Raw genomic sequence first — 22,306 nt, 5'->3', positions numbered from 1 at the left:
ACAGCGGTTCAGCTCTGCGTGACCAGACCGAGGACCTCGTCGCGCACGGCTTCCATCTGCTCGGTGCTGTGGGCCTCGCCGTTGAAACGCAGGAACGGTTCGGTGTTGGAGGGACGCAGGTTGAACCACCAGGTGCCGTCCGTGGCCCGGACTGTCAGTCCGTCCATGTGGGAGATCTCGGCGTCGCGGTCGGCGAAGGCCGCTTCGACCCGTTCTGCCGCTCCGGCCTTGTCCTCGACCTCGGAGTTGATCTCCCCGGAGGCGGAATAGGGGTTGAACTCGGCGGCCAGTTCGCTCAGCGGCCGGTCCTGGTGACCCAGTGATGCGAGCACGTGCATGGCGGCGAGCATGCCGGTGTCGGCGTTGAAGAAATCGCGGAAGTAATAGTGCGCGGAGTGCTCTCCACCGAATACCGCCTGCTCCTCGGCCATGACTGCCTTGATGTAGGAGTGCCCCACCCGGGTCTCCACGGGGCGACCACCGGCCTGCGCCACGACCTCGGGCACCGCGCGGGAGGTGATCAGGTTATGGATGACGACGGGAGTCTCTTCACCCTCGGACTGGGCGCGGGTGATCTCGCGGCGGGCCACCAGCGCCGTCACCGCGGAGGGGGAGACGGGCTCGCCCAGCTCGTCGATCACGAAGCAGCGGTCCGCGTCGCCGTCGAACGCCAGACCGATGTCCGCGCCGGTCTCACGCACCTTCGCCTGCAGGTCTCGGAGGTTCTCTGATTCCAGCGGGTTGGCAGGGTGATTGGGGAAGGTGCCGTCGAGCTCGAAGAACAGCGGGGTGATCCCCAGCGGCAGGGCCGCCAGCAGGTCATCACCGAGCACTGCTCCGGTGGTCAGCCCGGACATGCCGTTGGCTGCGTCGACGACGACCTTCAGCGGCTTGATCCCGGAGAGGTCCACCAGGGAGCGCAGGTATTCGGAGTACTGGGCCAGGATATTGATCAGCTCCACCGAACCGGTCTCATCGACGGCGGGGATCTCCTCGGCGTCGAGGTAGGTCTGTGCGGCGTCGCGGATGTCCTCCAGCCCGGTCTCCGCGGAGAGCGGCACCGCGCCGGCCTTGGACATCTTCATCCCGTTGTACTGTGCCGGATTGTGACTGGCGGTGAAGACCACGCCGGGGGCCTCCATGGTGCCGGAGGCGAAGTAGAGCATGTCCGTGGAGATCAGACCCAGCTGGGTCACGTTCGCTCCGCGGGAGGTGGCCCCCTGGGTGAAGGCCGCCGTGAAGTCTGCGGAGGAAGCGCGCATGTCACCGCCCACCAGCACGGTCTGCCCGGCGAGACCGAGGACGTCGACGAATGCGGCGCCCACGGCGCGCACCGACTCTTCGGTGATGGTCTCGTCCACAAGTCCGCGGACGTCATATGCCTTGAATGAGGCTGAAAGATCAATAGTCACAGGAATTATCGTACGTGAGCGGTGTTCATCTAGCTCGCGCCCAGGGGAACACACGTAGACTGGAGGTGTGGAAATACTGGTAGTCCTCGCAATCGGCGTCATGTTGTTCCTGGGCATCCGCATGCTCATGCAGCGTCAGGCCCAGAAGCTCAACGATGGCATCAAGGTCGCTGTGACGCCTGAGAACGCGCGCAAGGCTGCGCTCGCGCTCTCCGACGAACAGCACCGCGAGCTCTACCGCGCCATCGGCGCGGAGGACGGTCGGCGGGCGCTGGCCATCTTCAAGCAGTCCACCGGAGCGCCGATCAAGGACTGCATCATCGCGGTCCAGGCGCTGCACGCCCACCCCCAGCAGGCACCCTCGGAGCTGCGGGCCGAAGACGAGATGAACGGGGCCGCCGGCGGAGCGGTCGCCAGCCCGATCGACACCCACGATCGGCCCGGCCCCGAGGACGAGGTCCTCGACGGGGAGCTGGTCGAAGACGCCATCGACGGAGTCCGCGATGACGCCGACTCCTCCGACCGTGACCCCTCCAAGCCCATCGGCGAGGCGGACCCGCAGACCGGCGAGATCCTCGGGGAGAACGCCCAGCAGATCCCGAACATCCCCGGCGGCGAGAAGCCCCGACGTGATGGTGATGCCCCTCGCGATGTCGATGAGCGCGCCAAGCGTCTGATGGATGAGTCGGGATTCAACCCCGAAGACGAACTCACCATCCCTGCGGACTGGGGTGCTGAGGAAGAGGAGATCGCAGGATTCCATCTGGAGGTCCAGCGCGGCACGGAGAAGATCACCCTCTCCCACGATGACCTGGAGCCCTGGGTCCACGATCAGCTCTACGCGCTGCTGCGCGATGACCTGGTGGACGAGGCGGCCGAGCTGCTCTCTGCGCACTCGCCGCTGACCAAAGAGGAAGCCCGCAAGTTCCTTGTGGTCTTCAAGAACCAGACCTGATCCCAGACCTCCTTCAGAACCGCTGACGGAGACCTGACGTGCCTGAGGGAGATACCGTCTTCCGACAGGCGGCCGTGCTGGACGCCGCCCTTGCCGGAGAGGTGCTCACGGCGAGCGATTTCCGCGTGCCGAAGTATGCGACCGTGGATCTCTCCGGCCGGACCGTGGAGCGAGTGATCGCCCGTGGCAAGCACCTGCTGATGCAGTTCGGTGATCTCACGGTGCAGTCCCATTTGAAGATGGAGGGGACTTGGCACGTCTACCCCCGCGACGCACAGGGGGCACGGCCTCGGTGGCGACGCCCGGCCCACACTGCGCGCTGCGTCCTGCGCACCCATGATCAGGAATCCGTGGGCTTCTCGCTGGGGGAGCTGAGCATCTCCTCCCCGGCCGAAGCGCAGGAGAAGCTCGCCCATCTCGGCCCCGATCTGCTCGGCCCCGACTGGGATTCCACCGAGGCCTCGCGTCGGCTGCTGTCGGCCCCGCGGCGCAGCATCGGGGTGGCGCTGCTGGACCAGAGCAACCTTGCCGGCATCGGCAACGTCTTCCGCAGCGAGATCTGCTTCCTCGCCGGGATCCTGCCCAGTCGGCCCGTGTCTGAGGTGGCGGATCTTGCGCGGGTGATCGAGCTCAGCGAGAAGCTGCTGACTGTGAACAGGCTGCGCATCCGGCGGTGCACCACCGCCAATCCCACGGCAGGTCCGCCCTACTGGGTGTACGGGCGGGGCGGCAAGCCCTGCATGCGCTGCGGGACCCGGGTGCGCAAGAGCGAACTCGGAGAGGCTGAGCTGCGCGAAGCCGCGGTGGAAGACCGAGTGATCTATTTCTGCCCATCCTGCCAGTCCTGATTGCCCTGAATCCGGGCAGCCCGGGAATACAGAAGCAACTATGCACCCGAACGGCTCGTAACACGAGCTAGCGTCAGGACCGGGGCAAGTCTCCCTTAACCCAGTTCTAAGCCCCGGAGGCGGTTGGTACAGTTCCCCTATTCCGAAGATTGGGGAACTGTCGTGTCTGAGGTTGAAGCCAACGCAGATGAGGAGACCGATCCTCGCGACGAGCGGTATCGCTTCGAACCCAATTCGATCCCTGCCGCCTCAGTCCTTCTAGACGAGGTGTTCCGGGACCCGCTGGATGGGTGGAGAGGGTGGGCAATTGCGCACCAAATTGCACGCACCAGGGAGATGGATATTGATGGCAAGACCCTGCGACAGGTAGGTCTCATCGCGAGCCGCCGGATAGTTGTGGAGGCTCGAAGGCCCATAAGCGCAAGCCTCTCCGTCGAACAACTGACCCCGCACCCCGGGGACGACGCCATCCCGGATCAAATCATCCTTCTTTGGAGGACGTTGGTGCACACCACCACTGTGCCGGGGGCGCTCGCTAGATTAAACGACTTACTCTTTGTCCACCGTTCCGGACGGGTGACGCACCAGGGTGAGGTCGCGGTGGTCAACTATCTGAGATCTATCCGGACAGCCCGGGACAGTGAAATCACCCCGTACTGTGTCCGCGCGTGGACACTGGCGCGCCAACTTAGAAGCGCGAGTTTGGAAGACGAAGTCCGTGACGAGATTCAGAGTCGGGTCACGGTCGCCGTGGTCGCCCCGGAGCCGCCCCCGCTGGGAAGACTTATTCCCCTGTTCGAAGTCCTGGTGACCCCACCCCGCGCTCGCGAGCTAACCGCAGTGGAGAAGGACTTCGTCTCAGAAACCCTTGAAGAATACGCGGAAACTACTAGCACGGGCAGTACAGCGACTATTATCGCTAGCTTGCGACGACGCGTCCTCGGAGTGAATCCCGAGCCCCGCCTGCTCAGTGGAATCCACACGGAGGAGGTGCAAGGGCACTTCCGTTGGGCTGCCGCATCTACGACGCCGGTAGTTCGGCAACTCCGGCTAGAAGATACCGCGCGCGTGGCAACCCAGCGTGGCCTCCCGTCGCTCGCTAGCGAGGCTGCGCGAGAAATGCAATCGATAGATCCAGAGTCACTCAACTTCGAACGCGTTAGCCATCAGGAATCAATCCCCATCGACATTCCAGAGAGCCTCCTAGAGCCCTACACTGCGTTCTTGGGCTGGCAAGGAGCCATGGCGCACTTTTGCAAGGACCCCGTCGCCCCTTCGGGGGACTACGACCAGCACCTAGAGTTGGCAATTGAGAACCGGAGCGCGCTGGACGACTTGTTTCCGACGGCAATCTTCAGCGCGGATAGTCTGCCCAAGGCTACTTTCCGGACTCAAGACGAGCGGGACCTCGAGAAGGTAGTACTGGCCAGCAGAGTATCGGCCGAGTTTTGGGGTCGAATACAGGTCGAGGCTCTCCGCCGCATCCGTGACCACTACGACGCGCCCGATCTACGTGATTTGTCAGACTTCTTCATAGAACATGGAGCCCCCAACGCGCGCACAGCCCAGAGCTTAGCAAAGGGCTTTCGACATTTTTGGAACAACGATTTCGAATCGGCCGTAGCAGTCGTGATGCCCAAGATCGAAGCGTCCGCCAGATCTATTCTTCGCGCGCTTGACGTTGGCATCTATCAGGTTCAAACCTCACGTAGCCCTGGTGAGTACCCGCCACTCTACGTGCTTATAGAGAAGCTCTCTGAGCATGCGCTAGACCGCAACTGGGCTTGGTTCCTAAAGTGGCTCCTAACGGGGCCGATGGGGATGAACCTTCGAAACGAGTATGCGCACGGATTTATCGGAAACCTGGACCCGACATACACGGCGCTTGTTCTGCGAGCCGGTGTGCTGTTAGCAACCGCCTCCGCGAACAACACGGAATTTACCTCTGCCGTTTCACTCCAGGTTGAAGAAAACGCCACAAAGCGTTCTGAAATCGCTTACGCCGCCGAGTTCGCGTCCCTCCTTCAACAAGAGTGGGAAGCGTGGGCGAAAAAGCTTGAACACCGGTAAGCCGTGAAACTAGGGATGCCGGATACTGCAAAAACACCGTGCGCAACAGATCGTCCGACGGTTATCTCACGTGTGAGAGAGAAGTTCCGGAGTTACTTGCGAAACGCAAGCGTTTGAAACGAGAACGGGAGCCGACGCTCTCGGCTCGATCCTGGTGTTTGCGTGATGGTGGCGATGAGATAGCCATAGCCGTGCCAGCCAGTAAACTCTTCGCATGGTGGAGATATCGGTTCAACCGTGGGCAGACGATCCTATCGCGCATCCGGATGATGACGCGCTCAAGCGACGCCCCTACGCCCTAGGGATCGCCCAAACGGTCCAGAGTCAGTCCAGGACGGACTCTAGTAGCGTCTTTGGCTTAGTTGGCTCCTGGGGTAGCGGCAAAACGTCACTGTTGAATCTAGTCGTCAGTGAACTCGATAATCTTGATAAAACTTGGCAAGTAACACGATTCACGCCTTGGGCGACTGGGGATGTATCGAGTTTAGTTCAAGAATTTTACGCGTCGATAGCAAAGGTGGTTCCGGCAAAGAATGGATCTAAGGAGAAACTCAAGGCGTTAGCTCAGATTGCAGCTCCAGCGACTGCTTTGATACCCGGAGTCGGTAATGTCTTGGAAGCGAGTAGCCAGCACATTCTGTCTCGAGTATTCCCTGATGAATCATGGTCGGATCTTTTTGAAAAGGTGTCTGCGGAGCTTTCTCAGACGAGTCAAAAGGTGCTCGTTGTAGTGGATGACATCGATAGGTTGCAAAGGGACGAGCTGTTCACCTTACTGAAAGTAGTGCGGCTGTTAGGGCGGTTTCCGGGAGTTCAGTACTTGCTCGCTTATGACGCGTCCACGTTGGAAGAGACGCTGCGCGGAGGGAGTGAGCGACTAGGAGGCTTCACCGCAAGTCGTTTCATGGAGAAGATCGTCCAACACCCATTTATCGTGCCTCCCTTCGCGGCTGCGGACAGACGTCGACTTATGTCGGATGAACTGGTTCGCATCGTCGGTCCTCGAGGTTCAATTGTGGAACGGGATCCTAGGCTTTCTAGAGCGTTTGAAGTTGTGTGTGGTGCGATGGATACCCCTAGGGCGATGGGACGCTATGCTGCCGCATTGGAGCAGGTACTGGCCTTGCACCATGTCGCTGAAATTGACGACCTAGATCTGATGGTGTTGACGGCAATTCGCCTGTCGTACCCCCGGGCATATGAACTGACCCTCAGGCGGCGCGCAAGTTACACCACCAATCAGAAAGACGATGAGATCGTCAAAGGGCTCGTCGAGGAAATTGAAAAAACCGTTGGAAGCGATGATTTCTGGACCGTTAGACGTCTGATGCTGACGCTGTTTCCAGATGCCTTGAGTACCCGCTCAAGCTATTCTTGGCAGCCAGCTTATAATGGCATATCTAACAGTGAGTATTTCGACAGATACTTCCAGATGGGCGTACCATTCGGGGATACTTCGGATATAGAAGTCTTGGCGTGTCTGGAAGCTGCAGCGGAAGGGGATGCTGATGCTTTAAGCAAGATAGTGGGACAGCCTAATAACGTGAGCTTCAACGTTGCTATTAGTAAAGTTGTCAGATTGCAGGATCAAATAGAACTTGACCCGGCTCGCCGCGTCGCACTGGCAAAGAGTTTGGCTCGAGCCTTTGATCTTGCCTCACGGGCGCGCATGGTTGCCGACACGTCAGTACCAGAGAAGGAGCTGCTGCACTCCATTGCCAATTCCCTAGGCATTTTGGGGGATGCAGTTCCCTTTGAAGGCCTGAACGAGGTCTTTAGGCTGTTTAGTGACAATGACGATGCAATTGAGCTTTGGTATTTGTTGGACCTTCAGGTCCGTGAGCAGCGCACGGACGAGCTTCCCGGATGGCTGGATGAAGTGACCGATCAGGTGCGCGCTCGTGCTGAGATCAGCATTTTAGATCGGCTTAAAAATTTCGATAATTTGCGGACCGATGCGGGAATTACGACTGGTGTATATTTCCTGAAGAATACAGGGGGTTTCCAGGATCTCAGTTCTATGCTTTTGCAAGGAATCGCTCAACAGGATTTCACTGTTATTCACATTGCCGCATTGCTGGTCCAGACGAAGCTCACATTCCGAAATGGGACGGGATCTACTTACGAACTCAGTGAGCAGCGCTTCGGGGACACCTTGTCGGAGTTGCTGCCGGATACGGACTTCAGTTGGCTGGATGGGGATCCTGTCAAGGTTGCAGTCGATGATCTAACTTGGGGAAATCGCGCGAAGTTCGTTATTGGGCGGCGATTGCACGGAGGAGGATTTTAGGGCGATGCATGTATCTGGTGAGGGTAATACATGGCAGACCGGTGAATCGAAGTTTCAGTCGCACTGGTCCAGCGCGTAGCCAGAAAGGGTGACCAAAGGGCGATGCACTCTCGGGCGAAAGGTCGGCAGTACTGACCTCCTTGCACGAAAAGGTCCAACCGCAAAAGCGCCGGAATGGCGGGGAAGCAGTTCGATTATGGCCGACTCAATGTCTTCTCGGACGGACTTTGCGCCCAGTAGTTGTCAAATTCAACTGATTGCCAGGATGGAGCAGGCTTGAGCAGGATCGTGCAATCATCAACTTGCATCGGGAGTGAAGACTTTCCCGACTACAAGTGTCCCGAGCCTGTCACGAGGCACGCCTTTGGACCTCAGTGCAGACGCCACCACGACCAGCAGCTTCGTAAGCTCAACTCACACCGACCAAAGTGCCGAGAGCCAAGGTGTGACGTTCGACTTGTTGGGGAAGGGTATGCGAACCGCGCCCGATACTGCCGTCTCCATGAGAGAAGACTTCTTGAGAATGCCAGAGAGTCAACTGTGCCAAGGGCGTTGGAGCGAGTCGCGAGCCAGTTGAGGGTCGACTGGGAATCATCTTGTTGGGTGTGGACTGGGCGAACGCACAAGAGCAACAAGGTCTGGAAGGATAATCGCTACGGTGTTCTTGCGGTGGGTACAGACCGAAAGTCCTACGGGGGTGATGGTCGGAGTCTCGAGTGGTATGTCCACCGATTCATGTACGTCTGGTTCATGGGTGGCCACCCCAATGGCCGAGTACTGGACCACCTTTGCAACCGCTCGCTTTGCGCTAATCCCCTGCATTGCTATCCCGCAACAAGGGATTGGAATGATGATGCCAAGGACTGGCGCAGGTCAATCGAGGACCCATGGTGGGTGGTTAACGAGCATAGGCGGATACCACCGGCGCTGTTTATTTGGGCGACACTCCATGGGCTGCCACTGAGGCCTAAAGATCGTTCTGCTTGGAGGGATGGCGAGAGTGTGGAGGGCAACCTCTGACGCATCTGTCGAGTTACTTGGTGTTCAAAAGTCACATCCCGTACACGGAGTGGATCGCTATGACGAGCGGTAGGGCATCCGACCGCAAAGGGGGCCCCTCCCACCCCTATCTAGCTGCGCATAATGCTCGCGCTACTCCACGTCGGTGCATGCGGGTGCATCGCGAACGGTGAAGCAGACCATCTCGAGCGACCCGGATAGGTCTGCCTGCTCAGTGAGCCCCATAGCTCCTGGGTGTTCCTGCAGGGCGGCCTCCCATTCCTCTCCGGTCTCACACGTGTACGCAGTCTCCTGGATCAGTGGATCCGCGAGCACGGGGTCACTTTCATCGGCAGCGGTGCTCATCGCAGAGAGGCACTCAGCTGACGGCCCCGGGTCTGCTGTCGGAGCCGTAGCCTCTGGCTCGTCGCTGCTGCAAGCAGTGAGTAAGCCGACGGCAAGCAGGGCAAAGACTGGGAGAATTCGGTGAATATTCATGGAGCGAGACTATCTGCGCTTCTGTGGCGGTCCATGTGGAGCGTCCGAGAAGGCATGCCCTATTCGGACACTCCAGTTCGGACACTTCTTGCCCAGCAAGCCCCTTCAACTTGTGTAGTGCTTGCTGTCCGATAGAGAGTGCCATAGATTGTTCTTCAGTCGGACACTTCAAGGCACTTCAGAGGGGACACTTCACAATGACTCAGCACGCCACAGGGCACCGTTTCGGATACGTCCGGGTCTCCACGTCCAAGCAGGAGGGCCAAGCTCAGAGAGGGCAGCTAGAAGCCGCTGGGATCGACGCTCACGACATCGAAGAGGACCACGGTCGCTCTGGTACCAAGATGGCTCGTCCGGCCTTAGAGAGGCTTACAGGGGCTTGGTCTGAGGAGCAGGGACGCTTCAGTGGGGGTCGCATGCGAACGGGAGACGTCCTCACAGTCAGCATGCTCGACCGTCTGGGCAGGAACACCCGCGAGATGCTTGAGTTCGCAGAGCGCCTCAGGGCCTCCGGCATGAACCTCCACATCCTGAACATGGAGATTGACACCAGCACGCCTGGCGGCGAGCTGCTGTTCACGGTGATGTCTGCAATCGCGACGATGGAGAGCCGGATTAAGGCAGAGCGAGCACGCAACGGTGTGCAGCTCCGTAGGGACCGAGGGGAGAAGGTAGGAGGCCGACCCAAGGCATACTCGGATGAGCCGATCCAGAGGAAGGCCGAGCAGGTTCAGCAAGGGCTTCTCAGTGCCGCTCAGGCCGCCAGGGAGCTGGGTATCAGCCGGTCCACTTTCTATAAGCGAGCCGACGAGATGGGACTCAGCCTCAAGGTGCGCGCTGAGAGCGCCCAGGAGTGAGTTTCAGACATTTAGCCACAGTAGCCACAGCGAGCGCCTAAGAGGCGCTTCAGAGGGGTTTCAGGGCCGTCGCAGGAGACGTTTCGGGAGAGGGGGCCGGGGGAATTCGCAAGCTTCTAAACGAACGGAATGACGGCTTTGGACCGCAATCATTCGAATCCTTCTCGCGACATCGCAGCCGCGATTTCGGGCGACGAGATTGCGGTGTGCGAGGTCCGAATTAGCCCCCAGATGACGCCGATTGTGCAAGGCTGCTCGCACGCCGCTTAGTTGTCGCCCACTGGAAGCCGTTTAGCCCCAGCATGACAAGCCAAGGTATGACGAGTGCTACCACGAGTGCAAAGAGCGTCGTGGGGATCCAGGTGGAAGTCAACTTCGCTCCGAAATACCATCCGGAGGCGACCAAAATGGGACTCAGTAACAGGTGGGTAAAGAAGCGACTCATCGGGCTTCCCGGCAGTTCGCCGAAACCGTTCCCCAGTGCGGCAGGGACAAGGGTACACAGACCAAGGAAAGCACCAGCCACCAGCGCGGGTTGGTCAGTTGGCTCCGCCTGTAAAGACAAGTAGAGCTGTGCAACTGTGTAGAGAGCAATCGGAAGTTGAACAAGAACGATAGCTACGGCTCGGCCGTGAGGAGAGGGAGCACTCATAAATACTGAGTATATGGACAATCTTGATGTGCTGCCATGCGGCAGAATTCTGTGGTCAAGTGGTCTTATTCCCCGTGCCTCGAGTTGTTAATCCGGCGCTCGCTGTTCCATGCGCCGTATCCGCGCAACTCCGGCCTCGTAGGCCTTACGCCGATCGGCAAAGTGCTCCAACGTTTCGAATTGATGCCAGTAGGCCCCCACACGCTCTCCTGTGACGAAACTGTCGGGATCTTCACGTCCCTCCTCATCAAGACGGACCTCGGACGGATCAAGGCCCTTCTTTACGGAGACGACCACGGAGTGCGGGTCAAACTGGCGTGGAGCTTTCGGCTCATTGGAAAGAAGCACGATTTTCAATGTGTCTCGAATGAATTCCCGCTTGTCGTCGATATGCCAGTCCTGATACTCAGAGAACAGTGTGGTCTGCTGATGGATCTTGTAGAAGTCCTCCTGAGGGACCATCACCCGAGACCCTCGAATGGCGGCTTGTTCTGCTTCGATGGCGGTTCGTTTCTCCTTGACGTCCCGCTGGACCCTCTCCAACATGTTCACTTCGAGTCGTCCTGAGACGTAAGCATCAGACGCTTCGTCCAGTCTTCGCTTTAGCTCGTTGGTTTGCTGCTCGAGTTCTTCCGCCCGCTCTCGATCCTCTTCCCGACTCTCCATCTTGTAGAGGAAGGGGTGTGAGAACCACTCGAGTATGGCGAGCTTGACGGCTTGGTCCACGTGCGCTGAGCGCTTGGCAACGTGACCCGCACCCTGTCCTTGACACCTGTAGACATGGTGTTTCGCTTTCTTGCCTGTCTCCGGATCTAGTTCTCGGCCTCCCACTTGGGCCGCGTTTACGGGGCGACCGCAGTGACACTCAGCGATCCCCGAGAGTAGATGTACAGCCTTGTTCGTGTGATTGGGCAAGCGATTTCGATTCAGGTGACGCTCCATGGCCCTCAAGGTCGCTGTACTGATGATCGGCGGGATTTTATCTTCCGCTAGAACCTCACCTCTGTACGTCGAAATTCCCGCGTTCCGTGGCCTAACCAAGACCTGTCTCAACTGGGTCGCTCCCCATCGTCCACCAGTGCTTGTGGTCAAAGGGCCCCCGGCTCGAAGGGGATCATTCCAGTCACGAGCAATCGACCCCAGAGAACGACCTCGCTCGAGAATGTCCTCTATGGCGACTTGCAGTGCGGTGGCCTCTCTGTCGTTGAGTGAATATCGACCGCCCCTTTTCTGAGCTATCTCCTCGGGGGTCCTCGGGAGAACGTGCCAGCCAAATGGACGGACTCCTCCTGTGTGTCGACCATCCGCAATCGTTTGTTTGGACTTTGCACTTACACGGTCTGCTTTGTAGCTCGACTCGTATTGGGCCAGACCCGCAAGCATCGTCGCAGTGAGCATCCCCCCTGCGCTCTTGGGGTCTATGCGGTCCCCGTCGACCGGAAGTATGACAACATCCTCTGCTTTGCATTTCTCGACGAACTGCGCAAAGTCGGAAAGGCTTCTATAAAAGCGATCGGAGCGCAATGCAATGACGTGAGAGACCTCATTCAACCGAGACAGCATGCTCTCGTATTGGGGTCGATTCTTCCCGGAATACGCTGAAACATCGTTGTCGGTGAAGACCTCAATGACCCTGAGGCCCTCTGCATCCGCGAGAGCTTGGCAGGCAGTCAACTGCCTCTCCACTCCCAATTCCGCGCCTGAACGGTCTTGGGAGATGCGACGGTATACGAATGCGTCGGTGGCCTTAGGCATCCTCCAGTGTTACATAGTTGTTTTCAAGTTTCTGGCAGCCCGGGATTCAGGGCAGCCCGGATTCAGGACTGGGCGGGGTCTGCGCTCGGGAACGTCGTGATCGCAGTGTCGAAGCAGTCGGCTTGCTCGGAGAGATCTCCGCGCAGACCTCCGGCGCGCAGTCGGCGTTCATGATCGCCTGGATCATGTATCTGTCAGCGGTGGCCGTGACGTGCTTCGTGCGATCACCTTCGCGGACCGCGCAGAAGCAGCCCCGAGCGGCTAGCGCTTATCGAGCGCCTTCTCATGGTGGGCGGCCTCGGCGCCGGTCTTCTCCGACTCCACCAGGTAGACCGGGTCCTTCGCGGAGGCGCGGAAGGTCTGGTCCTGGAACTTCAGATCCTTGGTGTGCTTGGAATTCACGGTCCCGTGGGTCTTGCCCTGCGGGGTATTCCAAGAGACCTTGTCGCCTTCTTTGAGCGCCATGGGTGGTGCCTGCTCTCTGCTGCGCTGGAGGGTCAGTCGGCGTCGTCGAACTTCTCGCGGTTCGCCCAGGTCTCACCCGGGTCCCCGCCCCAGGCGTCCCAGGCGACCCGGCCCGGGCTGGGGTAGCCGGCCTCGCCGTGGTGGAAGCCCTCGGCGTCACGGTCCACGGTGTGCCGCGCGAAGTACTGGCGCATCTTGTGGATGTGCTCCACCGGCAGCTCAGAGCCCTCGGCGAGCTCCTGGGCCCGGTGGCGTCCGGTGTCGGTGAAGCCCTTGCCGGCCTTGCCCTCATCGATCCAGCTCAGCGCGCGTTGGGCGGCGTGCTGGACGTCCTGCGGGGGAGTGTGCCCGGTCATGGGTGACCTCCTGGGTAGGGTCTGCTCGGACTTCACTGTACTGGTGTCGCGGATCCGTTCACCAGCAACCCTGGGAAGAGAGCTGAGCGCAGAGTCACAGGTCAGTCGTTGCCAGGCCGACGACGGCTGACCAGGATCACTGCCAGCAGCGTGGAGAGCAGGTAGACGACGCCCACGGCGAGCCAGCCCAACGTGAAGCCTCCGCCCGAACTGATCAGCAGGCCCATGCCGAGCGGACCGATCGCGAATCCGGTGAACATTCCGGCGGTGACCACTCCGCTGGAGGAGGCCATCTTCGCGGAGGGGATGCTGCGCAGCAGCACGCTCATCAGCACCACCGAGACGCCGAGGGCCGAGGCGCCGTGGAGCACCACCGCGGTCCAGAGCAGCGGGGACCAGCCGGTGGCGTCGGCACCGAGGAAGGCGCCGACGCCGGCCAGCGCGGTCAGTGCCAGTATCAGCAGCAGCAGCGGCCCGGAGGTGCCTCGAGCCATCACCCGCGCCCACCCGATTCGGGCGGTCACCCCGACCACACCGGCGACGGCGGCGGTGGCGCCGCCGAGGACCAGCGAGAAGTCGAGCTCGCGGACCGCGAAGAGCGGGAGGTAGACGTTGGTCGCCTGCACGCCGATCCCATTGAGGCAGCCGAACGCCGCCAGTGCCCAGACCGCGGCGGAGTGCCCGCGGGGTGGGCCTGGGGTCTCCGAGGATGCGTCGGACGTCGCTGGGGCATTCCGAGTCGGATGCAGCAGCGGGACGGTGCGCAGGATGCGCCAGGTCAGCACCAGCAGCACCAGCGGCAGCAGGGCGGCAAGCAGCGCGGTGCCGCGCCAGCCGATCAGCACCGCCAACAGCGGGAAGCTCAGGCTGGCCACCAGCTGGCTGACCTGGACCCCGGACTGTTTGACCCCGACCCAGCCGATGCGTCTATTCGCCGGCACCCGCTCCAGCAGGATCCGATTGGTGACTCCATTGGGGAAGGACTGGGCGACCCCGGAGAGGCCGGCGGCGACGATGAGCACCATGTAGCCGCCGGGGACCCCGGCGAGACCCAGCGCCACGGAAGCGATCAAGAAGATCACTGTCATCAGCGCGAGATCCGAGTGACGGTCAGCCAGTCGTCCCAGCGTGGCATTGCCGACCGCGGCGCAGGCGAAGCAGACGGTGGCCAGCAGCCCGAACTGCGCCTCGTTGATGCCGAGGTCGGTGATGATCTCTTCGCTGGTGGCGCTGAGCCCGTAGAGCAGCAGCGGGCCGACGGCCACGGCGCCGAGCAGGATGCTCAGCAGTCCCGGCCCAGCCGATTCCTTGCGCATCCGCACCTCCGCTTCACCACCGGTGTCCGCGTGGTCGGGACGGGACGAACTTTTCAGACCTGCTTCGAGAACCTGAGTGGGGTCCCGGCCGCGGGACCCCACCTTCTCATTGAGCGGAGCGCGTGGGATTCGAACCCACGGTGCGGGGTTGCCGCACACTGGTTTTCAAGACCAGCTCCTTCGGCCGCTCGGACAGCGCTCCTTGGCATTTCAGCCGACATGGAGCTCTCCAGCGTTTCGTGGAAAACTCCAGACACAGACTATACGTGAGTCCCAGGGACGGATCGAGTTGAGGAGCGAGAGCATGCGAGCAGTGCAGTACAGCGACGCCGGTGGACCAGAGGTCATCGCCCTCGCCGAGCAGGCAGACCCCACGCCGGCAACCGGGCAGGTGCTGATCGAGGTCGCCGCCGCGGGACTGAACCGTGCTGACGTGATGCAGCGCCTCGGGGTGTATCCGCCCCCGAGGGGCGCCTCCGAGATCCCCGGGCTGGAAGTCTCAGGCCGAGTCATCGCCGCAGGTCAGGGCAGTGGTGTCATCGTGGAGGAGCTGATCGGCAAGGCAGTCGTGGCGCTGCTGGCCGGTGGCGGCTACGCCGAGAAGGTGGTCGTCGATGCCCGCCATGTGCTGCCGGTGCCGGCCGGAGTCAGCCTCACCGACGCCGCAGGTCTGATCGAGGTGGCCGCCACCGTGCACTCGAACCTGCGCGGCGAAGCTCAGGTGAAGCCGGGGGACACCGTGCTGGTCCACGGCGGGACCGGAGGGATCGGATCCTTCGCGCTGCAGTATCTGCACGGGCTCGGAGCGGAGGTGCTGACCACCGTCGGTTCCGCGGACAAGGCGAGCCTCGCCGTCGAGCTCGGGGCGGACCACGTCATCAACTACCGCGAGGAGGACCTCGGTGCACGGGTCCAGGAGCTCACCGAGGGCCGCGGGGTGGATGTGATCCTCGACGTCGTCGGGGCGAAGTACCTCGAGACCAACCTGCGCTCACTGGCCACCGCCGGGCGACTGGTGATCATCGGGCTGCAGGGTGGACGCACCGCCGAGCTGGACCTGGGGCTGATGCTGGCCAAGCGGCTGCGCATCATCGCGACCACCCTGCGCTCCCGGGATGCCGAGGCCAAGGCCGAGATCGTGCAGGCCGTGGGTGCCGAGATCTGGCCGCTGATCGAATCCGGGCAGATCAGGATCCAGACCGACAAGACCTTCCCGCTGGAGCAGGCCGCTGCGGCGCATGAGTACTTCGACTCCGGCACCCACACCGGCAAGGTCCTGCTGACCATGACGTGATCGACCCCTGTTGCGTTGAGGGAGGGCCGGATTCGATAGACTCTCGGGCATCATGATGAAGCTCTTTCCTCGCCGCCGCCGCGCCCGCCGCCTCGACAAAGAGCTGGGCAAGGGACTGTGGCGGCAGGCCCACGATCGCTACGTGCGCGGCCTGAACCGGTACCACCAGGTGATCGAGGGCGTGAAGGACGACGCGGCCTACAGCCAGCTGGTGCTGGTCGGCGATGAGCTGGCCGAGCAGCTGGACACCGTCTACGAGCTCTGCCGCAAGGCGCAGATCAGTCATTTCAGCGACGGCCTGCAGGTGCCCGGCGGGGCCACGAAGCTGCATTCGTCGCTCTCGCGGGCGGCGAATCACCTGGCCACCACCGCAGAGGCCGCCGCGATGGTGCGGCTGGGTCACGGTGAGCTGGTGGCTGTGCGCCGTCGCGCCGATCAGGTCAAGGATTCACTCAAGGACGCCTCGGAGTCCGCGGTCTGAGTTCGGGTGTGACGCCGGACCGTACCGTTCGCTCGGCGTTCAGCGAACGGCGTCGCTCAGCAGCCCGGCGAACCGGCGGCCGACGTCGACCAGCGAGACCCGGTGCAGACCGTCGATCTCTGCGTGGCTGAACCAGCGCACATCATCGGTGGACCCCTCCGGCTCCACCGTCAGTGACCCGCCGGTGATCCGCGCCCGGTAGATGATGCGCAGATTCTGCAGGGGTGTGCCGCGCTGGCTGTCATGGATCCGGCGCTCCCCGGGAATGATGAAATTGTCGATGCCCAGCAGCTCCTCGACCTCGGCCTCGTAGCCCGATTCCTCGAAGACCTCCCGGACGACGCCGTCGGCGGGGTCCTCGCCCGGGTCGAGGCCGCCACCGGGCAGAGTCCAGCCTTTGGCGGTCCCGCTGACATGCCAATGCGGCAGCAGCATCCGCCCATCGTGGTCGGTGATGACGGCATAAGAAGCTACTCGAAGGTCCATATTTGCACTGTAACACCGGGCGATGTCTGCCCGCGGGGCTAGGCTGAGCGCGACCGAGAGGCAGGCAGATGAGACCGATTCAAGGCCCCAGACTTCGCGCGTCCCGACTCGAGGACCTCGCGCCGGGCAGCGCTGCAGCCCTTGAGTGCACCGGCCAGGGAGACCGCATCGTCCTCGAAGACGCCGACCTGAGCGGCATCGATCTCTCCGGCGGCAGACTCACCGAGTGTCTCCTGCGGTCCGTGACTCTGATGGACGCCGACCTCTCCGCCGCCTCGGTGGTCGAATCTCACTGGGAGCGGGTGAACGCGCCGCATCTGAAGGCTCCGCGGTCCACCTGGCGGGAGGTCGTCATCGACGGCAGCCGCTTCGGCGTCGCGGAGCTCTATGACGCCGGGATCAGCGGGCTGGTGCTGCGCGGGTGCAAGCTTGATCTGGTGAACCTGCGCAACGCCGTGATCGCCGACGTCTTGTTCGAGAACTGCACGATCGCCGAGCTGGACATCTCCGGCGCCCGCGCCACCCGGGTGAGATTCTCCGACTGCACCGTGGGAACCCTGGAGGCTCGTGAGGCACGACTGAAGGACGTGGATCTGCGCGGCGCCCGGCTGAGCCGGATCGTCGGGCTGGCCGGGCTCAAGGGCGCGGTGATCAGCGAGAAGCAGCTGGTGGAGCTGGCCCCCGCGCTGGCGGAGCACCTCGGTCTGCTGGTGTCCGAGGCGCCGCGCTGAGCCTCAGGCGTCTGCGACGGCCATCGCGGTGGCTTTCGCGAAGGGGCCGACGCCGACCAAGGTGGCGGACGCCGTGCCGGTCCAGTCCCCGTAGCCGAGCAGATAGAGCCGAGGGTCGGCAAGGACCTGTGTCTTGGACGGTCCGCCGACGCGAATATGACCGTGCGCATCCCGCAGGCCGAGAGGCTGAAGGTGATGCAGCGCGGGACGGAACCCGGTGCACCAGATGATGACGTCCGCGTCCTGGGTGTCATCGTTCTCCCAGGCCACCCCGGTGGAGGTCAGGCGCGTGAACATCGGGCGGGCTGTGAGCGCGCCGCGGTCTCGCGCCTCACGCACGGAGGGGATCATCACGATGTCGCCGAGCCCGGCGACCCCGGCGTGCTCACGGCCCTCTTCCAGTGCGCGGATGCGGGCGGTGGCTGCGGCGAAGAGCGCCCGGCCGTCGACGTCGTCGGGCAAGAACCTCGGTGGGCGGCTGGATGCCCATGTGGTCTCAGCAACCGTGGAGACTTCGGCCAGAATCTGGGCCGCGGAGTTGCCTCCGCCGACGATGATGACCCGCCGACCCTCGAACTCCTCTGGGTTCTTGTAGTCCGCGGCGTGCAGCTGCTTCCCGGAGAAATCGCGCATGCCGGGGTAGACCGGCCAGAACGGTCGTTCCCAGGTGCCCGTGGTTGAGATGACGGTCTGCGCGGACAGGGAAAGATCGTCACCGGTCAGGAGCATCCGTCCCTGCGGATCCTGATCCTCGGTCTTCACTGCGGTGACCCGATGGGGGCGACAGACGTTCAGCTCATAGCGCTGTTCGTAACGGGTGAGGTAGTCCACGACGTGAGAGCGCGGCGGGTATCCGTGCGCGGACTCGTCCCAGGTCGGCATCATCCATCCGGGCAGCGAGGAGGAGGACGAGGGTGAGAAGATGCGCAGCCCGTCCCACATGCGAGGCCAGGCGCCGCCGGGGCGGTCGGCGGCATCGATGATCACGAAGTCTTCACCCGGCGTGAGGCCGGCCCGGCGAAGGTAGAAACCCGTGGCGAGTCCTGCCTGGCCCCCGCCGACGATGGCGACCTGCACATGGGCAGGTGGTTGTGGCGTGGGACCCTGCGCTGGGTCGGGCTGTTCAGTCACTCGGTTCCGTCCGGGAGATCGCTGCGACACGCCACCGGGTCACCCGCGGGGGCGAGGGCGCCTGCCAACAGTTGGAGCGCGTCGGGAGCCACGCGGTAATGGATCCACTTGCCCCGTCGTTCACCGCGGGTCAGGCCGGCGTCCACGAGGATCCGCATGTGGTGCGAGACCGTCGGCTGCCCCAGGCCTATCGGGCCGGTCATCTCGCAGATGCACGCCTCGCCCTCCGGTGCCGCGGCGATCATCGAGAGCAGCTTGACCCGGGTGGGGTCACCGAGTGCCTTGAACACTCGGGCGAGCGTCTCGGCGGTCTCATCATTGACGAGGCCGCCGGTCACGGGCACGCAGCAGGCGGCGAGCTCGTCGGGTCGGATCGCGGGAAGAGTTGTGGGCACACCCCCATTCTGGCTTACATATTGACATTTGTCGATGCGTGGCTGACAGTGGTGAGCAGGCAGTGAATGTATCGATGTTCTTGAATATGAAGAGGAGTGGATGATGAGTGATCTTCCCGTCGCAGTGATCGGTGCCGGACCCCAGGGGATGGCCGCAGCAGCGCACCTCTTGGAGCATGGTCTCGAGCCCCTGGTGCTGGAATCCGGTCAGAGCCCGGCGGCTGCCGTCTCCGAATGGGGACACGTGCGGCTGTTCTCGGCATGGCCCGAGCTGATCGACCAGGCCTCGGCACGTCTGCTGGAGCCCACCGGATGGACCGCGCCCCAGGAGGGCTACCCCACCGGGGCGCAATGGGTTCAGGATTACCTTGCACCGCTGGCGAAGGTGCTGGGTGGCCGCGTCCGATGCGATGCGCGGGTCACTGCGGTCTCGCGCAAGGGACGGGATCGGTTGGTCGACGCCGACCGGGCAGCCCAGCCATTCACCATCCATATGATCGACTCCGCGGGCAGGGAGTCGCGCGTTCAGGCCCGCGCGGTCATCGACGCCTCCGGCAGCTGGCGGGTCCCGAACCCCGCCGGCGCAGACGGCGTGCCCGCCCTGGGTGAACGTGCGGCAGCTGATCTGATCACCTATCAGGTGCCTGATCGGGCAGAGCCCGCGCGGTACGCCGGCAGGCATGTCGTGGTCCTCGGGGCAGGCGATTCAGCCTTCAACGCTCTCCACGAGCTCGTCCAGATCGCAGAACAGCACCCTGACACCCGAATCACCTGGGCGATCCGCCGAGTGGTGAGCGAAGGGACCTTCGGCGGGGGCGCCGCCGACGAGTTGCCCCAGCGTGGTGCACTGGGCCAGCGCGCGAAGCAGGCGGTCGAATCCGGCGCCGTAGAGCTGGTCACTGGATTCAGGACTGCCGAGGTTCGTCGGACCGGTGAGCAGCTGGTGCTGATCGACGAGGATGGGCGTGAGCTGCCCGCTGCAGACGCTGTGGTGGCGCTGACCGGGTTCCGGCCAGACCTGTCCTTCCTGTCCGAGATGCGTCTCGATCTCGATCCGATCCTGGAAGCGCCGCGCCGTGTTGCGGCCGAGATCGACCCCAATATTCACTCCTGCGGCTCCGTGCAGGCCACTGGCGCCGCCGACCTGGCCCAGCCTGAACCTGATCTGTACCTGGTCGGCATGAAGTCCTACGGTCGAGCCCCGACCTTCCTGGCACTGACCGGCTATGAGCAGGTGCGCAGCGTCGTCGCCAAGCTGGCCGGGGACCACGAAGGCGCGGCTCGGGTCGAGCTGGAGCTGCCGGACACCGGTGTCTGCGGCGGTGCGGGCGACTTCGACGCACCAGAGAGCACCGGTGGAGGCTGCTGTGCTCCAGCGCCCGAACCGCAGCTCATCTCGATCGGCCGCGCACCGGCCGACGCCTGATGTCAGACGCAGCGAGCCCCTCCCGGACTTTCCTGGGAGGGGCTCGCTGCATTGATTCTGCGATTGGTCACGCGGCTGAGCTGCCGGAATCGAGTTCGGCGAGGTGAGCTGCCACGTGTTTCGCATCGCGGAGCGCGCAACATGCTGCTGTTCGCGCAGGACCTGCGCGCGACCGGAGAGCTCCGCCATGACCTGGACGACCGGCAGGTCGCAGATATGTGGACGCGCGCTCTGACCGCCCCGGCGCGATGGTCGCCTGACGTCCGAGGTCGTGGCCAGAGCGCCACGTTGTAGCGGGACAGCTGGTCAGGCGGCACCGTCCGAGCAGCTCGTCGGCGAATCTAACCGGGATCTCCTACCGAGAGCTGGGGCGGGGGGTCTGTGGTCCGAGACCTGCACGCATCCGGGCAGTGTCGGAGTGCTCCGTCACGAAGCCGGCTCCCTCGTCCCGCCAGGTCACCTCAGCCCCGGCGCGACGCTCCCTCCACCGCGACGGCAGTTCCTCCGTCGTGAGCATGGGCCCCCAGTGCCGTTCGCAGTGACTTCAGCCCGTAATACATTCTTGTCCGTAAGGTCGCGACCGGAACCCCCGTCTGTTCCGAAAGCTCCTGATAGCTTCTGCCGTCTAGTTGCACGGCGACAATGACCTCCCGGTGCTCGGAGGTGAGGGTGGCCAGGGATTCATACAGGACGAGCCGCTCCACGATGAGCAGGTCTTCCGTCACCGGCTCGCTCGCCCATTCGATCTTCTCCGCGTCCGAGGGCGCCGGGCGCCGGGCGCGCGCCCGGAGGCAGTCGATGATGAGGTTCCGCTCGATGGCGAACAGCCAGGTCCGCACCGAGCCGCGCGAGCTGCTGTATCGCCCTCTGCTGCGCCAGGCTCGGATGAACGCTTCCTGCACGCAGTCCTCCGCCTCGGCCCGGTCACCCAGCGCGTTGAACGCGTGCGCGAAGAGGGCCCCTCCGTGCGCGGCGTAGGACTCAGTGACATTGAAGTTCGTCTCAGCTGCTGCACGCACGGGAGACACCTCCTCGAGGTCCAGCGCATCCAGCGCCGATCTCCGGAGGGGGACATCCCTGCGCGGCAGGTGCGACCTCCACCGCGACCCCGAGCTCAGTCAACAGATCCACGGCAAGAAGTTTCAGGTCTTCTCGCTGTTCAAGGTTTGGTTCCCTATGACGGCCGGTGCGGCCGGATAGCGACTTTTCGGAGAAACTGCGTTCAAAAGGGGGATGAACAAGCATGAGGAGGATCCCTTACTGCTCTCGGGGTCGTGTCCGGTGCAAGGGACTCGCCGAGAGCGATTCGGCTATTCACGATTCGAACGATGCCTTCAATAAGCAGTCAACTGCCGTGTCTTGACTACGTGAAGGGACTTAGGTCCCAACGTGAAACGCCCAGGGCGTTCTGGAGGCTCTGGTCAGTACGGTCGGACGGCCAGTCGGTTGTCGATCCGGGTCACGTTGGGGCAGGCCCAGGTCGCCAGACCTGCCTGTTTCTTCTGCGCCAGAGATGTCACATGCCCGGTCAGGATGGCGGTGTCGCCCAAGATGGTGACCCTCACGTCGCGGGCGTCGAGCTGCGGGTTTCGCAACATGGCGTTCTTCAGCCGCTGTTCAGCGTTCTCCGCAGGCGTGCGGTCGATCAGGGTGATCTGGTTGTCCAGAGATTTCACTCCGCAGAGGTCTTGGACCGCCAGCTGGGCGGCTTCGCGTTGAAAGTCCCAGTCCACCTCACCGGTCAGGGTGATGTGGCGGTTCAGCACCTGAGACTTGACTGCCCGGGGCACAGCGGTGTCGCAGGTCAAGGCTCGCTCAACGGTTCTGCGGATATCGGAATCTGCGACCCATTGCGAAGCCACCGGGTTCACGACCACTCCGTCAGTACT

19 protein-coding genes and 1 tRNA gene are annotated in these 22,306 nt (G+C 62.7%); 9 read left to right on the top strand and 11 right to left on the bottom strand.

What is annotated here, in order from left to right; genetic code table 11:
• Positions 1-8 precede the first annotated feature (8 nt).
• Complete coding sequence (locus LTH96_RS08160; protein ID WP_241465246.1) at positions 9-1,412, bottom strand: phosphomannomutase/phosphoglucomutase; 1,404 nt, start codon at positions 1,410-1,412, stop codon at positions 9-11.
• A 67-nt stretch (positions 1,413-1,479) separates the two neighbouring features.
• On the opposite strand from LTH96_RS08160, the gene LTH96_RS08155 reads away from it, so the two are divergent.
• The 5 genes from LTH96_RS08155 (at position 1,480) to LTH96_RS08135 (ending at position 9,929) form a co-directional block, all read left to right on the top strand.
• Positions 1,480-2,367, top strand: a complete 888-nt coding sequence (locus LTH96_RS08155; RefSeq protein WP_241465245.1) for a hypothetical protein — start codon at positions 1,480-1,482, stop codon at positions 2,365-2,367.
• A gap of 38 nt (positions 2,368-2,405) precedes the next feature.
• Positions 2,406-3,215 (top strand): DNA-formamidopyrimidine glycosylase family protein, encoded by an 810-nt coding sequence (locus tag LTH96_RS08150; RefSeq protein WP_241465244.1) that lies wholly within the window; start codon positions 2,406-2,408, stop codon positions 3,213-3,215.
• A 162-nt stretch (positions 3,216-3,377) separates the two neighbouring features.
• On the top strand, positions 3,378-5,285 hold the full coding sequence (locus LTH96_RS13325) for a DUF4209 domain-containing protein (protein ID WP_241465243.1): 1,908 nt from the start codon (positions 3,378-3,380) through the stop codon (positions 5,283-5,285).
• A 214-nt stretch (positions 5,286-5,499) separates the two neighbouring features.
• On the top strand, positions 5,500-7,575 hold the full coding sequence (locus tag LTH96_RS08140) for a P-loop NTPase fold protein (RefSeq protein ID WP_241465242.1): 2,076 nt from the start codon (positions 5,500-5,502) through the stop codon (positions 7,573-7,575).
• 1,694 nt (positions 7,576-9,269) lie between these two features.
• Complete coding sequence (locus LTH96_RS08135; protein ID WP_241465241.1) at positions 9,270-9,929, top strand: recombinase family protein; 660 nt, start codon at positions 9,270-9,272, stop codon at positions 9,927-9,929.
• Positions 9,930-10,668: 739 nt separating this feature from the next.
• Here LTH96_RS08135 and LTH96_RS08130 read toward each other — a convergent pair.
• The 5 genes from LTH96_RS08130 to LTH96_RS08110 form a co-directional block, all read right to left on the bottom strand.
• Entirely contained in the window at positions 10,669-12,336 is a 1,668-nt protein-coding gene (locus tag LTH96_RS08130) for a recombinase family protein (protein WP_241465240.1), read from the bottom strand.
• A 261-nt stretch (positions 12,337-12,597) separates the two neighbouring features.
• Positions 12,598-12,801, bottom strand: coding sequence for a DUF2945 domain-containing protein (locus LTH96_RS08125; protein ID WP_241465239.1), 204 nt, complete (start codon positions 12,799-12,801; stop codon positions 12,598-12,600).
• 32 nt (positions 12,802-12,833) lie between these two features.
• Positions 12,834-13,157, bottom strand: a complete 324-nt coding sequence (locus tag LTH96_RS08120) for a hypothetical protein (RefSeq protein WP_241465238.1) — start codon at positions 13,155-13,157, stop codon at positions 12,834-12,836.
• Positions 13,158-13,258: 101 nt separating this feature from the next.
• Positions 13,259-14,473: an MFS transporter gene (locus LTH96_RS08115; RefSeq protein ID WP_241465237.1), complete on the bottom strand. Its 1,215-nt coding sequence runs from the start codon at positions 14,471-14,473 to the stop codon at positions 13,259-13,261.
• A gap of 114 nt (positions 14,474-14,587) precedes the next feature.
• Positions 14,588-14,675 (bottom strand) — tRNA-Ser (locus LTH96_RS08110).
• A 102-nt stretch (positions 14,676-14,777) separates the two neighbouring features.
• Here LTH96_RS08110 and LTH96_RS08105 point away from each other — a divergent pair.
• Both LTH96_RS08105 and LTH96_RS08100 read left to right on the top strand, forming a co-directional pair.
• The gene (locus tag LTH96_RS08105) at positions 14,778-15,767 is read left to right on the top strand and encodes an NAD(P)H-quinone oxidoreductase (RefSeq protein WP_241465236.1); all 990 of its coding nucleotides are present in this window, start codon (positions 14,778-14,780) and stop codon (positions 15,765-15,767) included.
• Positions 15,768-15,819: 52 nt separating this feature from the next.
• On the top strand, positions 15,820-16,248 hold the full coding sequence (locus LTH96_RS08100) for a hypothetical protein (protein WP_370642706.1): 429 nt from the start codon (positions 15,820-15,822) through the stop codon (positions 16,246-16,248).
• Positions 16,249-16,287: 39 nt separating this feature from the next.
• On the opposite strand, the gene LTH96_RS08095 is transcribed toward LTH96_RS08100, so the two are convergent.
• The gene (locus LTH96_RS08095; protein WP_241465235.1) at positions 16,288-16,734 is read right to left on the bottom strand and encodes an NUDIX hydrolase; all 447 of its coding nucleotides are present in this window, start codon (positions 16,732-16,734) and stop codon (positions 16,288-16,290) included.
• Between the two features lie 68 nt (positions 16,735-16,802).
• Between LTH96_RS08095 and LTH96_RS08090 the strand changes: the two genes are divergently transcribed.
• Positions 16,803-17,465: a pentapeptide repeat-containing protein gene (locus LTH96_RS08090; RefSeq protein WP_241465234.1), complete on the top strand. Its 663-nt coding sequence runs from the start codon at positions 16,803-16,805 to the stop codon at positions 17,463-17,465.
• Positions 17,466-17,468: 3 nt separating this feature from the next.
• On the opposite strand, the gene LTH96_RS08085 is transcribed toward LTH96_RS08090, so the two are convergent.
• The gene (locus LTH96_RS08085; protein ID WP_241465233.1) at positions 17,469-18,596 is read right to left on the bottom strand and encodes an ArsO family NAD(P)H-dependent flavin-containing monooxygenase; all 1,128 of its coding nucleotides are present in this window, start codon (positions 18,594-18,596) and stop codon (positions 17,469-17,471) included.
• The gene (locus LTH96_RS08080; RefSeq protein WP_241465232.1) at positions 18,593-18,991 is read right to left on the bottom strand and encodes a metalloregulator ArsR/SmtB family transcription factor; all 399 of its coding nucleotides are present in this window, start codon (positions 18,989-18,991) and stop codon (positions 18,593-18,595) included. The genes LTH96_RS08085 and LTH96_RS08080 overlap by 4 nt, the downstream gene beginning before the upstream one ends.
• Before the next feature lie 100 nt (positions 18,992-19,091).
• On the opposite strand from LTH96_RS08080, the gene LTH96_RS08075 reads away from it, so the two are divergent.
• Entirely contained in the window at positions 19,092-20,417 is a 1,326-nt protein-coding gene (locus LTH96_RS08075) for an NAD(P)-binding domain-containing protein (protein ID WP_370642705.1), read from the top strand.
• A gap of 461 nt (positions 20,418-20,878) precedes the next feature.
• Here the strand turns inward: LTH96_RS08075 and LTH96_RS08070 are convergent, their stop codons facing one another.
• Positions 20,879-21,436, bottom strand: a complete 558-nt coding sequence (locus LTH96_RS08070; RefSeq protein WP_241465230.1) for a sigma-70 family RNA polymerase sigma factor — start codon at positions 21,434-21,436, stop codon at positions 20,879-20,881.
• Positions 21,437-21,838: 402 nt separating this feature from the next.
• Positions 21,839-22,279, bottom strand: coding sequence for a BON domain-containing protein (locus tag LTH96_RS13320; protein WP_342357731.1), 441 nt, complete (start codon positions 22,277-22,279; stop codon positions 21,839-21,841).
• Positions 22,280-22,306: the final 27 nt, after the last annotated feature.

Source organism: Nesterenkonia sp. LB17, assembly GCF_022565915.1.
Lineage (GTDB): Bacteria > Actinomycetota > Actinomycetes > Actinomycetales > Micrococcaceae > Nesterenkonia.
This window is presented reverse-complemented; position numbering and strand designations above follow the sequence as displayed.

Bases quoted from the DNA above. Each gene is read 5' to 3' on its own strand.
- LTH96_RS08140 (WP_241465242.1), top strand. From the start codon at position 5,500: ATGGTGGAGATATCGGTTCAACCGTGGGCAGACGATCCTATCGCGCAT.
- LTH96_RS08135 (WP_241465241.1), top strand. From the start codon at position 9,270: ATGACTCAGCACGCCACAGGGCACCGTTTCGGATACGTCCGGGTCTCC.
- LTH96_RS08130 (WP_241465240.1), bottom strand. From the start codon at position 12,336: ATGCCTAAGGCCACCGACGCATTCGTATACCGTCGCATCTCCCAAGAC.
- LTH96_RS08125 (WP_241465239.1), bottom strand. From the start codon at position 12,801: ATGGCGCTCAAAGAAGGCGACAAGGTCTCTTGGAATACCCCGCAGGGC.
- LTH96_RS08120 (WP_241465238.1), bottom strand. From the start codon at position 13,157: ATGACCGGGCACACTCCCCCGCAGGACGTCCAGCACGCCGCCCAACGC.
- LTH96_RS08115 (WP_241465237.1), bottom strand. From the start codon at position 14,473: ATGCGCAAGGAATCGGCTGGGCCGGGACTGCTGAGCATCCTGCTCGGC.
- LTH96_RS08105 (WP_241465236.1), top strand. From the start codon at position 14,778: ATGCGAGCAGTGCAGTACAGCGACGCCGGTGGACCAGAGGTCATCGCC.
- LTH96_RS08100 (WP_370642706.1), top strand. From the start codon at position 15,820: ATGATGAAGCTCTTTCCTCGCCGCCGCCGCGCCCGCCGCCTCGACAAA.
- LTH96_RS08095 (WP_241465235.1), bottom strand. From the start codon at position 16,734: ATGGACCTTCGAGTAGCTTCTTATGCCGTCATCACCGACCACGATGGG.
- LTH96_RS08090 (WP_241465234.1), top strand. From the start codon at position 16,803: ATGAGACCGATTCAAGGCCCCAGACTTCGCGCGTCCCGACTCGAGGAC.
- LTH96_RS08075 (WP_370642705.1), top strand. From the start codon at position 19,092: ATGATGAGTGATCTTCCCGTCGCAGTGATCGGTGCCGGACCCCAGGGG.